This window comes from Bacillus sp. FSL M7-1020 (genome assembly GCF_038050415.1).
GTDB classification, from domain to species: Bacteria; Bacillota; Bacilli; order Bacillales; family Bacillaceae_G; genus Bacillus_A; species Bacillus_A toyonensis.
Genome location: NZ_JBBOTW010000001.1, coordinates 290,942 through 305,078 on the forward strand (window position 1 = coordinate 290,942; position 14,137 = coordinate 305,078).

The window sequence follows — 14,137 nt, forward strand, 5'->3', positions numbered from 1 at the left end:
AGTTCATAATGTTAGAGGAAGTGACAGTGTGAAAAAATATATCGCATTTGATATTGGTGGTACACAGATTAAATATGGGATTATTTCAAAATCTGGGATATTACTAAATCACGAAACTACATTAACAGAGGCCCATTTAGGTGGGGAACAAATCGTTCAAAAGATTATTAGCTTGGCGGAGCAATTAATGAATGAACATGTTGTTTCTGGAATCGGTATTAGTACAGCCGGAATTGTAGATATTCATAGAGGAATCATAACTGGCGGCGTGGATCATATTCCACGCTATGCTGGTATTCCTATTATTGATAGATTACAAGCTGTATTAAAAGTTCCTATATCCATTGAAAATGATGTCAATTGTGCTTTGTTTGGAGAGATGTGGCAAGGTGTTGGAAGAAATGAAAATAATTGCATTATGCTTACCCTTGGAACGGGAATAGGGGGAGCTATTGTTATTAATAAAAAACTGTACAGAGGTCATTCATTTAGTGCTGGTGAATGGGGCAATATGTTGATCGAAGGGAAACAATTTGAAGAGGTTGCCTCGATTTCAGGGTTAATTTCTCTTGTGCGGAAGTATAAAGGTAGCGGGAATTGGAACGGTGAAAAAATTTTTGAATTATATGATCAGAAGGATAAAGAAGTTATACATGCCGTTCAAATATTCTTTAAACATTTAGCCATTGGAATTAGTAATCTTGCTTATATCTTCAATCCAAAAGTAATTATTATTGGTGGAGGGATTACTAATAGAGGTAATCGATTTTTAGAAGAAGTAAAGGAAGAGGTACGAAAATATTTAAATCCTGAGATTTATAGTAATTGCGAGATTAAAATCGCACAAAATCGTAATCACGCAGGAGTGATTGGTTCGATTTACCACTTCTTACATCAATATAAATAAATGATATAGGTGTTTTCATATAATTGAGAATTTATTCTTTTTCTCAATAGATAAATAATGCTACAATATAAGAGAAGAATACAATATTTTCCGATTAGGAAAATGCTTTGTAGAAAGGAAGAAACTTCATGCCTATTATTTTAGAAAAAGGACAAAAGATCGATTTAACGAAAGGACAACCGAGAGTAGCAAAACTACAGGTTGGCTTAGGCTGGGATCCAATTGGGCAATCAGGTGGGTTTCTGTCTTCATTATTTGGAAGTAAACCAAATGTAGATTGTGATGCATCAGTTGTTATGTTAGAAGGAGAGCGTTTTTTAAATAAAAATGATTTAGTTTACTTTGGAAACAAACTTTCTACTTGTGGTAGTATTATTCATTCAGGAGATAATTTAACAGGTGAAGGCGCTGGTGACGACGAAACAATTTTCGTAGAATTACATAAAGTTCCGAGCCGTATTAATCGTTTAGTATTCGTTGTAAATATTTATGACTGTGTAAATCGTCGTCAAGATTTTGGGATGATTCGTAATGCATATATTCGTATTCAAAACCCGCAAACAGGTGAAGAATTAGCACGTTATAACTTGTCAGATAACTATGCTGGCAAAACGACTCTAATTGCAGGAGAAATGTACCGACACGGAAGTGAGTGGAAGTTTTCAGCGGTTGGAGAAGGAACACAAGATAAAAATTTAAGTGAGATTGTATCACGTTATCAATAAAATAAACCGAGGAGGAATTGTATATGGCATCAATTTCGTTGAAAAAGGGACAAAAGGTAGATTTAACAAAAACGAATCCAGGTCTTTCAAAAGTTCTTGTAGGACTTGGTTGGGATACGAATCGTTATGACGGACAAAACGATTTCGATTTAGATGTTAGTATTTTCTTAGTAGGTGCGAATGGTAAAGTTTCAGGCGCAGAGGATTTCGTCTTCTACAATAATCCAAAAGGTGCGAATGGTGCTGTAGAGCATTTAGGAGATAACCGCACAGGCGAAGGTGAAGGCGATGACGAATCAATTAAAGTAGATTTGAAAAATGTTCCTGCTCACATCGAACGTATTTGTTTCACAATTACAATTTATGATGGAGAAGGCCGTAGCCAAAACTTTGGACAAGTTTCTAACGCTTTCGTACGTATTCTAGATGAAGAGAAAAATGCAGAATTAATTCGTTACGATTTAGGAGAAGACTTCTCTATTGAAACAGCGGTAGTAGTGGGTGAATTATACCGTCATGCAGGTGAATGGAAGTTCAATGCAATTGGAAGTGGATTCCAAGGTGGATTAGGTTCTCTATGTAATAACTTTGGTTTAGATGTAGAGTAATAGATTTATATATCCATCGGTGAAACGCATGTTTACTGATGGATATATTTTAAAAGATTAAAATATAGAGGTGAATATAAATGGTTATTCAGTTACAAAAAGGACAGAAGATCGATTTAGGTAAGACAAGCCCTGGTTTAACAAAAGCGGTAATTGGTCTTGGGTGGGATATTAAATCTTATGATGGTGGATCTGATTTCGATTTAGATGCATCGGCATTTCTATTAGATGCGAACGGAAAATGTACGAAGGAAACTGATTTTATTTTCTATAACAATTTACAGTCTCCTTGTGAATCTGTTCTGCATACAGGAGATAACCGTACAGGTGAAGGTGAAGGCGATGATGAGCAACTTGTTGTCGATTTGAAGAAAGTTCCAGCAGATGTACATAAAATTGCAATCACAGTTACAATTTATGATGGTGAAGGCCGTAAGCAAAACTTTGGACAAGTCGGAAACGCATTCGTTCGTTTAGCGAATGAGGAAACAAACGAAGAAGTTCTTCGTTTTGATTTAGGGGAAGATTTCTCCATTGAAACAGCAGTTGTCTTTTGTGAATTATACCGTCATAATGGACAGTGGAAGTTTAATGCAGTAGGAAGCGGTTTCCAAGGTGGATTAGGTGCGCTTGTAAGAGCGTATGGCTTGGATGCATAAGAAGGGAAACGACATTCGTTTCCTTTTTTTGACCTTTCTATAAATCTAGCAAAGAATAGGGGATAAAGGTAAGATGAGCATTTTGCAAGAAATCATTAATACGTATGCTCAGTTTTTCGACTTAGATATGTGGATTAAAGTGTTGCAAGATCCAGTATCTTGGGGATTAATTGGTACACTTGTTGTACTTGAAGGGTTACTATCTGCTGATAACGCACTTGTGTTAGCGGTAATGGTAAAACATCTTCCGGAAGAGAAACGTAAAAAAGCATTATTCTACGGACTTATTGGAGCTTATGTGTTCCGCTTTATTGCGATTGGAATTGGAATGTTCTTAATTAAATTATGGTGGGTAAAACTTCTTGGTGCGCTTTACCTTGCTTGGTTATCAGTGAAATACTTTATTGATAAGCGTAAAGGTGCAAGTGAAGAAGAGGAAGCTCATGGTATGAATCAAAATAGTATTCTCTTTAGAATGTTCGGTGTCTTCTGGGGAACGGTTGCGATGGTTGAATTAATGGATATCGCGTTCTCTGTAGATAGCGTACTTGCTGCATTTGGTGTATCAAATGAAGTTTGGATTTTACTATTAGGCGGAATGCTCGGTATTTTAATGATGCGTGGTATTGCTGGCGTATTTTTAAAATTGTTAGAGCGTATTCCAGAATTAGAAACAACAGCGTATATTTTAATTCTAATTATTGCAGCGAAAATGTTATTGTCTCTAATTGATATTCACATTAGTCATACACTGTTCTTTATTATTTTACTTGTAGCATTTGGAGCAACATTTATAATTCACTACATGAAGAATTCTGGACAGGCTAAAGAAGAAGTTGCAGCTACTAAAAATAATCATAAATAATTGAAATGGGTTTGCTCGTTATGCGAGCGCCCATTTTTTATAACTAAAAATAGTTTATAATAGAAGAGAGACTTTATAAAAACGTAAATGTTTTTGGAGGTGAACTGTTGTGTTTTCACGTTTTACACTTCAACCATGTGCATTAAAAGAAGAATCAGATTTAAAACAATTTGAAGCGCTTTTAGAAAAACGCCCACAATATGAACTGACAGAGAATGAAATGAAATTTAGTTATATAGCAACGCGTATTCTTGGTGTTCCTAATGATGTAGATGAATATTTCAATGATTTATTTGATTATAGTGAAGCAAAAGGGATTGAGGTTTTGCATGAACAAAATTTAAATAAGGTGATTGATTCCGAAAAACTGCGTCATATTCAAGAGGTTTTTGCGTTACATCAAGAAGCACCAAATGGACTTACAGTAAATAGGCTTGTAGCCCATTTGTCTGGAAAGCAACTATTACCGCAAGTAGACAATCCTGATTTGCAACATTATATACATACGACGTTTATTTCTGTATTGAAATTGTATGAGAAACAACATAATCAATCTTTAAAGACAGAAGGATTCCGTCGTTTCTTAATCGATATGATTAAGTTAAGTGAGAATTATGTAACGAAGTGGTTTTCTACGATTAATTATAAGAAACAAATGCCGCGTATCATTTGGTATGGTGATGCACAGGAAAGTCGTATATATTTCTTATACTTTCTTATTATGCTCGGCTGTGATGTACTTTATTATCACCCGGAAGGAAAAGATGGCTTTGAGAATATCGATGAAGCGGGAAGAACTTTTGTTGTGTCTCATTCAAGCCGTATTTCTCTTGAACCATTTCCCGATCGTCGTCGCGAACGCGTCGCAACAGTAGCGTACCAAGCTTCAAAGGAAATTGAGCAAGTACTTCACCATGATAATTCACTACTGTATAAGCCGTGGCAATTCCGTTCGTATACACCTGTAGCACGTACATTAAAAACGACATATGATGAACTCTTTTTAATTACGAAAGAAAAGTCGTTTGTACGCCCAACATTCTTTGTTGAAAATAAACACATCTATATCCCTTCTTTATTTGCAAAAATATCAGGCGTTTCAAAGAACGATAAAGAATATTTTCAACGATTAAAGGCAGTTACATCATTCGATAACAGTTTATTAATTAATACATTCCCGTTTACGAAAGAACAAAAAGCGAATTTCCAATATCATTACCGAGATGCATTGGACCGCGGAGGAAAGTTACACCCGGATTTAATTATGAATAGCCATTGGTGGCCGCATAAGCGTTTACCGGAAGGTTTACAGCATGGTATTGCAGAGGCAATCATCCATACGTGTGAAAGTGAAATGTGTAAACCAGTTGGGAAAGAGATGAAACAAGAGGTAGCACTATATGTTTTCGCGCAGCTCTCTCAAATACCACCGAATATTTTAGAACAGCTTGAGAAATTTGATTATTCACAAGATGTACCGAAAATTGTTATATTTAATAATGAGAAGAGTGGAGAATTAACTCGTTCCGATGCTGTTTTACTACTATTTTTAAATCAAATTGGAGTAGATGTATTCCATTTCAATCCAACGGGGAGAAACGATATTGAACCGTATATTAAAGCAGGCGCATTTGATTCACATTGGCTTGAGGAAGTTAATTTTGATCTTGAGTTTCATGGTTCATCAGCCTATAAAAATTTATCACAAACAATAAAAGGACTATTTCGTCCATTTTTATAAGGAAAGGGAGAATACCATATGAATAACCCAGTCGTACTAGATTCAAAAACAGAATTAAATGAGCAAACCGCACAAGATGTCCGTTTACAACTTAGACAAGATGCGGAAGTACAACGTATTTATAATGCGGTAGATATTAAAGATCAGTTAGAATTAATCGAGCTTGGAAAAGAACCGTCTATGGAAATTTCACGTTTCGCTGATCAAATTTTACATACAATGTCTTTATCAAAAATAGAAGACTCTGGTGAATTATTAAAACAGCTTGGTAAAATTATGGACAGGTTTGATAGTAAAGATTTTGCGGAAGAGAAAAGTGGTTTCTTCTCACGTATGTTCAAAAAAGCAGATAAAATGATTGAACAAATCTTTAGTAAGTATCAGACAATGGGTCGCGAAATGGATAAAGTATACGTAGAAATTACGAAGTATCAAGATGAAATGAAAAAATCAATTGGTACGTTAGATGGCTTGTATGAGCAAAACTTAAAGTATTATTTAGATTTAGAAAAGTACGTAGTGGCAGGAGAAATGTTATTAGAGCGTTTAAATACAGAGTTAGTCCCGATGTATGAAGAGCGCGTACGTAATAATGATCAACTAGCAGGTATTGAATTAGAATCACTTAAAAACTCTGTTGAAATTTTAGAGCAACGTATTGATGATTTAGAAAAGGCACGTATGGTTGCTCTACTTACAGCACCACAAATTCGTATGATTCAACGTGGTAACAATAAATTAATCGGTAAGATTAATACAGCATTTATTACAACGATTCCTATCTTTAAAAATGGTATCATTCAAGCGGTAAATGCGAAACGTCAAAAGCTTGTTGCAGATTCTATGGCTGAACTTGATCGTCGTACAAATGAGTTACTGAAGAAAAATGCACAAAATATCGCAACTCAAAGTGTGGAAGTAGCGAGATTATCAGGTTCTTCTAGTATTAAGATGGAAACACTTGAAGAAACTTGGAACATTATTTCAAGAGGTATGCAAGAAACACAACAAATTGAAGAGCAAAATAAACGTGAGCGTGAAGAAAGTCGTAAGCGCATGGCTACACTAACAGAAAACATCAAAAAAGAATTACAAGGATAAAGTGAAACTTTAATCAGTGGGTTTTTGTTCATCCTCACTGATTGTTAACCTTCACCAATTGGGCGTTTATGGGCAGTTGATCTCCCACCTCAAGCTGAATTTTGAGGTGGGAGTTTTACTACCGGGAAAATAGTGGGATAAAGAAAAGGCAATGAGGAACAGTCCTCATTGCCTTTTAGTTTCTCTTAACTAATTTAATGATTTCATTCACAACGAGCGGAATGATACTTAACAAGAGAACAAATCCCCAATCGCGTAATGTTAATGCATGTACACCGAATATATTCGCTAGAGGAGGGATGGAGATGATACATACTTGCATAAGAACACCAATAAGAAGTGAGAAGACTAAGTATTTATTTGTAAATATCCCAATTGAGAAAATCGATTTCGTTCTTGAACGCAAGTTAAATGAATGAACGAGCTGAGAAAAACTAAGAACGACAAATGCCATCGTTTGAGCATGTAATAGAGCATCTTCATCAATTTGCTCTGGGAAAAGTGGAAATAAGTTTGTATCTCCAGCATAGAGTTTCGCCCCAACGATAAAGGCTGCTAACGTTAAAAATCCAATTACAACACCATTGAAAATAAGAAAAGGGACGCTCCCACTAAATAGACTTTCTTTCGCACGTCGTGGTTTTTCTTTCATCACATCTGAATCTTCAGGATCAACACCGAGTGACAATGCAGGAAGTGTGTCGGTAATTAAATTAACCCACAAAATGTGGATTGGGCGTAATGGTGTCGCCCAGCCAAGTAAAATAGCTAAAAATAAAGCGATAATTTCTCCGAAGTTACAAGAGAGTAGGAAGAGAATCGATTTTTTTATGTTACGGTAAATATTTCTGCCTTCTTCAACGGCTTTAACGATAGATGAGAAGTTATCGTCTGTTAAAACGACATCTGCTGCGCCTTTTGCAACATCTGTCCCTGTAATGCCCATTGCTACGCCAACATCTGCTTGTTTTAAAGATGGAGCATCATTGACGCCATCACCAGTCATAGAAACGATATTTCCTTTCGCACGTAATGCTTTTACAATCTTCACTTTATGTTCTGGAGAGACCCTAGCGAATACATGTAAGTGATTAATTTTGTTTGCTAGTTCTGTATCTGAAATGTTATCTAGTTCAGTTCCAATCATAATTTCAGATTTTTCTTCAGCAATACCAAGTTCTTTGGCAATTGTAAAGGCGGTATCCTTATGATCACCAGTAATCATAACTGTACGAATACCAGCTTTTTTACACTCTGTAATGGAATCTTTTACTTCTGTGCGTGGTGGATCAATCATACCGACAAGACCGATAAAGATGAGATTTTCTTCGAGATGATTAATATCCACATCATTCGCATTATATTGTTTAAATGCGAATGAAAGTACTCTTAAAGCTTCTTGAGACATTGCCCCGGCAGCTTCTAATATTTGATTTTTATCAGAATTTGTGAAGACCTCAACTTTGTCATTTATAAAGATATGGGTCCAGTGAGGTAAAAGTTTATCAATAGCACCTTTCGTCATACTATAGTAGCTTTCATCGTATGTATGCACTGTTGACATCATTTTACGATCAGAATCAAAAGGTAGCTCGTTAACACGTTCATGTTTATTTTCTAAATGATCTTTTTGCATGTTAAAAGTGCTTCCAGCAACGAGAAGGGCAATTTCAGTAGGGTCCCCAGTTTGGGATTCACTACTATAAGACGCATCATTACATAACACCATATTTTCTAACAATAGACGGTGTACATCATTATTTACATTCAAATTTTCTAACTGAGCGTATGTGTTATCACTATAAAAGTGAGTAACGGTCATTTTATTTTGCGTTAATGTACCTGTTTTATCTGAACAAATAATTGTGACAGACCCGAGAGCTTCAACAGCTGGTAGTTTACGAATGATAACGTTTTGTTTAATCATACGCTGCACGCCAATTGCAAGAACGATGGAAACGATAGCTGGTAGTCCTTCAGGAATAGCCGCTACAGCTAAACTAATTGCAGTCATAAACATTTCTAACGTATCGCGTCCTTGTAAAAAACCGATGAGAAACATAATAGCGCAAATGGCTACAGCGACAAAGCCTAAATATTTTCCTACTTGTGCTAAGCTTTTTTGAAGTGGTGTCATATCATCATCTGATTCATGTAAAAGGGTAGCAATCTTACCAATTTGTGAGTTCATACCAGTTTCAACAGCAACACCAACGCCACGTCCGTATGTTACTAGCGTCGACATAAAGGCCATGTTTTTTTGATCGCCCAGTGGCACTTGTTCATCAGTTTGCATAGAAGGATGATAAAGTGCATCCTTATCAACAGGGACGGACTCACCAGTTAGAGCAGATTCTTCAACTTTTAAATTTGCTGTTTCGATAAGTCGTAAATCACATGGTATATAACGTCCAGCATCGAGCATGACGATATCACCTGGAACGACTTGTTCAGATGGAATTTCTTTTAGTTCGCCGTCTCGTTTTACGATAGCTTTAGGTGTTGCCATTTTTTTTAGTGCTTCCAAAGCTTGCTCAGCCTTTGACTCTTGGATGACACCAATAACTGCATTTAATATGACAACGAGCGCGATAATGCTTGCATCTGCCCATTCACCTACAAAGGCAGAAATAAGGGCAGCTATAAGAAGAACATATACGAGGACATCATTAATTTGGGAAAAAATCCGCTGCCATAAAGTACGTTTTTGTTTTACTGTTAATTCATTTGAACCAAATTTTTTTAAGCGTTCATTTACACCGTCAGCGGTTAAACCACTTTGTTCATTTGTTTTAAGATCCGTTAATATTTGATCTTTCGTCTTACTGTACCATTTGCTCATAAGTAAGCACCTCCAGTAAAAACAGTTAGCAATGGTAGTGTTGCTATTATTTGTGAGTAGTATGTACGGAGAAAAAATCTAAGATGAGCTTCTACTTCTATTGTACAATATTTTACAGTTGGTTGAGGAAAAGAGAAGAGTTGTCATGAATTTGTTGGAAATAAAAAAGAGCCTCATATAAGAGAGGCTTTTTTACTTTTTAATTAATGTACCTAATTCTTCTGTAATAGCTTGCATTTCACTAATGCTGAATGTTTCACGTTTCATAACATGCTCATAGATGTCACGTAAGTCCTCGTACATTTCTTCGTTAAAGCTAGCAGCTCTCATCGCTCCAGCATTAACCATACGTAATTTTTCTTTAATAGCTTCGACCATATATTCAACGTTTTCTTCTGACTTTACGGATAAATCCACCGAAGTGTCCCCCTTTAAAATAACATAAGGCTATCTTAACATTTTTTTATCATTTTCGTTAATGAATCTTTTCAATCCTATTAAATTAGTAGGGATTTCCTTTATATTTAATAATTGGTTGTTTATACTATAAGTATATATTAAGAAATGCACCAAGAAAGGAAGAAACAAAAATATGGTTCAAGTATTATTTGTTTGTCTTGGGAACATTTGCCGTTCTCCAATGGCAGAAGCGATTTTTCGAGATCTTGTCGTAAAAGAGGGACTTGAAGAGAAAATTGTCATTGATTCTGCAGGAACTGGAGATTGGCACATTGGTCATCCGCCACATAAAGGAACACAAAAAATTTTAAAAGAAAATGAAGTCGTTTTTGAAGGAATTAAAGCAAGGCAAGTAGAAAAAGAAGACTTAACAAAGTTTGATTATATTATTGCCATGGACAACAAGAATATAGCAGATTTAAAAAGTTTAGGTAAAACTGGAGGCTATATTGGTAGGCTGTCCGACTTTGTTCCAGACGGTGGCTGGACAGACGTTCCTGACCCTTACTATACAGGGAACTTTCAAGAAGTGTATGACCTTGTAACAGAAGGGTGTGCAAAGCTATTAGCTTTCATTCGAAATGAACAAGGAATATGAGGAAGCTTAGAAAGAAATACTTTCTAACATAAGAAATGAAAGGGTGAAGGAATATGGCAAAGAAAAATAATATTGCTCGAAACATTGCGCTTGGTGTAGCGGCAGGTGTAGCTGTATCCATGTTAAAGAAAGAAAACCGTGAAAAGGTAAAAAACACTGCTGAAAAAGCAAAAACAAAGATGATTGAAATTGGTGAAAATGCAAAGATTAAAGAAAAAGTGCAAACTGTTACAGATAAAGGACGCGAACTTGCTGATTTCAATGTAGTGAAAGCGAAAGTAGCAGAAATTAAAAAATTGACGCCGTCAGTTGTAGAGACGTTAAAAGAAACGAAAGAAATTTTTAGTAAGAAAAAAATTGAGCGAGAAGAAAAGCCAGAAACGATTGAAATTCAAGCTGTATCTCCAAAGGTAGATGAGCTTAAAGCAGAAGAAGAGCCAGTAGTTGCTGAAGATGGTGGTATGAAAGAAGCACGTGAATTATTTATGAAAGACTCACATGCAGAGGAAAAAAAAACTGAAGCGTACATTGAGTTAAAGCAAGATAAAGAAGAGAAGAAAAGCGTTTAAACATATATGAGAAAAATTTTAGAAAAGGTAAGAAGAAATCGCACTTATTCGTTCGGTAAAGATTTATACGATCGGACGATGCGTGATGATGTAGCGGGCTTGGCAGCACAGCTCGCTTATTTCTTCTTACTTGCTATTTTTCCTGGGCTTGTTTTCTTAATTACGCTTCTTGGATTTATTGACCTTCAAACAGAAAGTGTGCTCAATTTATTAGAACCGTACGTACCTGAAGATGCAATGTACTTAATTGAAGTAAACGTAGATAAAGTTGTAAATGAGCAAAATGGTGGTTTATTATCATTTGGTTTACTGTCGATGCTATGGTTTGCTTCAAATGGAGTAAATGCGGTTATGAATGCTTTTAACCGTGCGTATGATGTAACCGAAACACGTTCCTTTATTAAAACAAGAGCTTTATCAATTGTGTTTACATTAGCCATCATTTTTATGATTGTGTTTGCTCTAATTGTCCCAGTGTTCGGACAAGTGATTGGGGCAGCGGTATTTAAAGCAATTGGTTTATCGGATAGTTTTTCTTACGTATGGAGTATTACACGATTAGTAGCGAGTTTCTTCGTACTATTTGCCTTGTTTAGTTTTTTATATACATTTGCACCAGATCGAAAGTTAAAAAGAAGAGAAGTCATTTCAGGAGCAATATTTGCTACTGTAGGGTGGATTGTGGTATCGTACTCATTTGCTTATTATGTAGATAAGTTTGCGAATTACGCCAATACATATGGTGGTCTCGGTGGAATTATTATTTTAATGTTATGGTTTTACTTAACTGGATGGGTAATTTTACTTGGCGGTGAAATTAATGGTCTACTCCATCACTATAGAACGGGTGACAATAATTCCCGTAATGAATAATGAGCTCTTGTTCCATAATAAAAAGGAACAGGGGGGATATTTCATGAGTAATAATAAAAAGAACCACAATAATAAAAACAACAATAAACAAAAGAGCAGTTCGCATCCGAAGCATAAAACAAGTAGTAGTGCGAACGGGCATAATAGCTACCATTAAAAAAAGCGGGTCCTCTATGAGGGACCCGTTTTTATTTGTTTCCTTTTAATAATCGTAACCCGTTTAAAATGACAAGAATTGTACTTCCCTCATGCCCAATAACACCAAATGGAAGAGCTAAAAATTGCAAGAAGTTTGAACAGATTAGCAGTGCAATTACAGCTAGAGAAAATACTACATTTTGCTTTACAATACGGTTCATTCGTTTTGATAAACGGATGGCTTGGGAAAGTCGAGACAATTCGTTCTTCATAAGTACAACGTCTGCAGTTTCTAAAGCTACGTCTGTTCCTTCACCCATTGCAACACCAATGCTAGCAGTAGCGAGCGCGGGTGCATCATTTATACCATCTCCGACCATTGCTACTGTACCGTATTTTTCTTTTAACTTTTTAATCGTTTCAACTTTTGTTTCTGGTAAACAGGATGCATAATATTCTTTTATATTGCTTTCAGCAGCAATGGCTTTTGCGGTTTCTTCATTATCGCCAGTAATCATGATTGCTTCCACACCAATGCTTTGTAAATCGCGAATAGCAGCAATGGTTTCTTGGCGGAGTGTATCTTTTAAAGCGATAAGTCCAAGGATACCATCTTCATCACTTATATAAACGACAGTTTTCCCTTCTTTTTCAAGGGAGGTAGAAATACCATTATGAAATGTCTTTGTTTCTTCCCCGATAAAATCAGCTTTACCAATTTTATAAGCTTTATTTTCTAATGTTCCTTTTAATCCAAAACCAGTTACATCTTCAACGTTTTCGGGTTTTTTTATCGAAATATCATAAGCATGTTTTGCATATTTAACAATGGATTCAGCTAAAGGATGTGTAGAGTGACTTTCAATTGATGCTGTAATAGAAAGTACTTCACTTTCTGCTATACCTTCTCGAACATATACATCTGTTACAGTAGGTCTTCCTTGTGTTAATGTTCCTGTTTTATCAAAGGCAATCGCCTTTACTGAAGCTAGACGTTCTAAATGAATGCCGCCTTTAAAGAGAATACCGTTTCTCGCTCCGTTAGAAATTGCAGATAAAGTTGCGGGTGTAATAGCTGCAACTAGTGCACAAGGAGAAGCGACTACAAGTAAAATCATAGCGCGATAAAATGTTTCATTCCAACTCCAATCCAGTAAGAAGTGAGGAACGAACATCATAAGCGCAACAACGAGTAGTACACCTTTTACGTATGTTCCTTCAAATTTTTCGATGAATAGTTGTGATGGTGATTTTTCACTTTGTGCACTTTGAACGAGACGAATAATCTTTTGGAATAATGTTTGATCGCTCGGCTTTGTAATTGTAATTTCAATAGCACCACGTAAATTCACAGTTCCAGCAAACACTTCATCGCCGAATTTTTTCTCATTCGGAATAGGTTCTCCTGTAATAGCAGCTTCATCAATATTTGTTTCACCATTATGAATTGTGCCATCAGCAGGAACACGTTCACCGGGTTTAATTAAAATAATGTCGTTAATTTGTAATTCTCCAACAGGAACACGTTCCTCGGTTCCATTTGAAATACGTAATGCTTCTTCAGGCTGTAAATCAAGAAGTGCTGAAATTTCTTTTTGACTTTTACTTAACGTATAAGATTCCATTGCACCACTTAGCGCAAAGATGAAGATTAAAATAGCACCCTCTGCCCAATAGCCAATCATGGCAGCACCGATAGCAGCAAAGAGCATGAGCATTTCAACATTTAGCTCTTTCTCTTCAATTGTGTCTGCAATGCCTTCTTTCGCTTTTGCAAATCCTCCAATTACATAAGCGAGGATATAGAAAGTAATACCTACACTTATCGCCTCATTTTTTGTGAATAACCAGCCAGCTAAAATGAAAATACCAGATAAGATTGCAAATATAAGTTCATAGTGCTTTTTTAGTGTTTGAATCCAAGATGGATTAGGTACGTTCTGTTTTGATGGTAATGTTTTTACTTCCGAGTTCATTATTACTCGCCCCTTTCAAATTCTTATTGAGAAAAAGAATCAAAATCGAAACCCCTATAAAACGACGAAAGCTGCC

At 35.9% G+C, this 14,137-nt stretch carries 13 protein-coding genes; 10 read left to right on the plus strand and 3 right to left on the minus strand.

Features of this window, described 5'->3' with window-relative positions; all coding sequences use genetic code 11:
- The first annotated feature begins 28 nt into the window (after nt 1-28).
- From MHB70_RS01430 to MHB70_RS01460, 7 genes are all read left to right on the plus strand, one after another.
- Nucleotides 29-907 carry an ROK family protein gene (locus tag MHB70_RS01430; RefSeq protein WP_000759854.1) on the plus strand — a complete coding sequence of 293 codons (879 nt, stop codon included), beginning with the start codon at nt 29-31 and terminating at the stop codon, nt 905-907.
- A 128-nt stretch (nt 908-1,035) separates the two neighbouring features.
- A complete protein-coding gene (locus MHB70_RS01435; protein WP_001121599.1) occupies nt 1,036-1,632 on the plus strand; it encodes a TerD family protein in 597 nt (198 codons plus the stop codon).
- A 23-nt stretch (nt 1,633-1,655) separates the two neighbouring features.
- Nucleotides 1,656-2,240 carry a TerD family protein gene (locus MHB70_RS01440; protein WP_000146728.1) on the plus strand — a complete coding sequence of 195 codons (585 nt, stop codon included), beginning with the start codon at nt 1,656-1,658 and terminating at the stop codon, nt 2,238-2,240.
- An 80-nt stretch (nt 2,241-2,320) separates the two neighbouring features.
- Nucleotides 2,321-2,899 (plus strand): TerD family protein, encoded by a 579-nt coding sequence (locus MHB70_RS01445; RefSeq protein ID WP_061529530.1) that lies wholly within the window; start codon nt 2,321-2,323, stop codon nt 2,897-2,899.
- Nucleotides 2,900-2,972: 73 nt separating this feature from the next.
- Nucleotides 2,973-3,764 (plus strand): TerC family protein, encoded by a 792-nt coding sequence (locus tag MHB70_RS01450; protein WP_000025680.1) that lies wholly within the window; start codon nt 2,973-2,975, stop codon nt 3,762-3,764.
- Nucleotides 3,765-3,873: 109 nt separating this feature from the next.
- Nucleotides 3,874-5,505: a YceG family protein gene (locus MHB70_RS01455; protein WP_061529531.1), complete on the plus strand. Its 1,632-nt coding sequence runs from the start codon at nt 3,874-3,876 to the stop codon at nt 5,503-5,505.
- Between the two features lie 18 nt (nt 5,506-5,523).
- Nucleotides 5,524-6,606 carry a toxic anion resistance protein gene (locus MHB70_RS01460; protein WP_001064417.1) on the plus strand — a complete coding sequence of 361 codons (1,083 nt, stop codon included), beginning with the start codon at nt 5,524-5,526 and terminating at the stop codon, nt 6,604-6,606.
- Between the two features lie 175 nt (nt 6,607-6,781).
- Here MHB70_RS01460 and MHB70_RS01465 read toward each other — a convergent pair whose 3' ends face one another.
- Nucleotides 6,782-9,448: a cation-translocating P-type ATPase gene (locus tag MHB70_RS01465; RefSeq protein ID WP_061529532.1), complete on the minus strand. Its 2,667-nt coding sequence runs from the start codon at nt 9,446-9,448 to the stop codon at nt 6,782-6,784.
- 192 nt (nt 9,449-9,640) lie between these two features.
- Complete coding sequence (locus MHB70_RS01470; RefSeq protein ID WP_000366197.1) at nt 9,641-9,865, minus strand: DUF1128 domain-containing protein; 225 nt, start codon at nt 9,863-9,865, stop codon at nt 9,641-9,643.
- Between the two features lie 175 nt (nt 9,866-10,040).
- Between MHB70_RS01470 and MHB70_RS01475 the strand changes: the two genes are divergently transcribed.
- Genes MHB70_RS01475 through MHB70_RS01485 form a run of 3 tightly spaced genes read left to right on the plus strand, consistent with a single transcriptional unit; the run spans nt 10,041 to nt 11,947 of the window.
- A complete protein-coding gene (locus MHB70_RS01475; protein WP_000250904.1) occupies nt 10,041-10,505 on the plus strand; it encodes a low molecular weight protein-tyrosine-phosphatase in 465 nt (154 codons plus the stop codon).
- 53 nt (nt 10,506-10,558) lie between these two features.
- Nucleotides 10,559-11,074, plus strand: coding sequence for a DUF4075 domain-containing protein (locus MHB70_RS01480; protein WP_001085404.1), 516 nt, complete (start codon nt 10,559-10,561; stop codon nt 11,072-11,074).
- Between the two features lie 6 nt (nt 11,075-11,080).
- A complete protein-coding gene (locus MHB70_RS01485; protein WP_001226534.1) occupies nt 11,081-11,947 on the plus strand; it encodes a YihY/virulence factor BrkB family protein in 867 nt (288 codons plus the stop codon).
- 188 nt (nt 11,948-12,135) lie between these two features.
- Here MHB70_RS01485 and MHB70_RS01490 read toward each other — a convergent pair whose 3' ends face one another.
- Nucleotides 12,136-14,061: a heavy metal translocating P-type ATPase gene (locus MHB70_RS01490; RefSeq protein ID WP_001083762.1), complete on the minus strand. Its 1,926-nt coding sequence runs from the start codon at nt 14,059-14,061 to the stop codon at nt 12,136-12,138.
- Nucleotides 14,062-14,137: the final 76 nt, after the last annotated feature.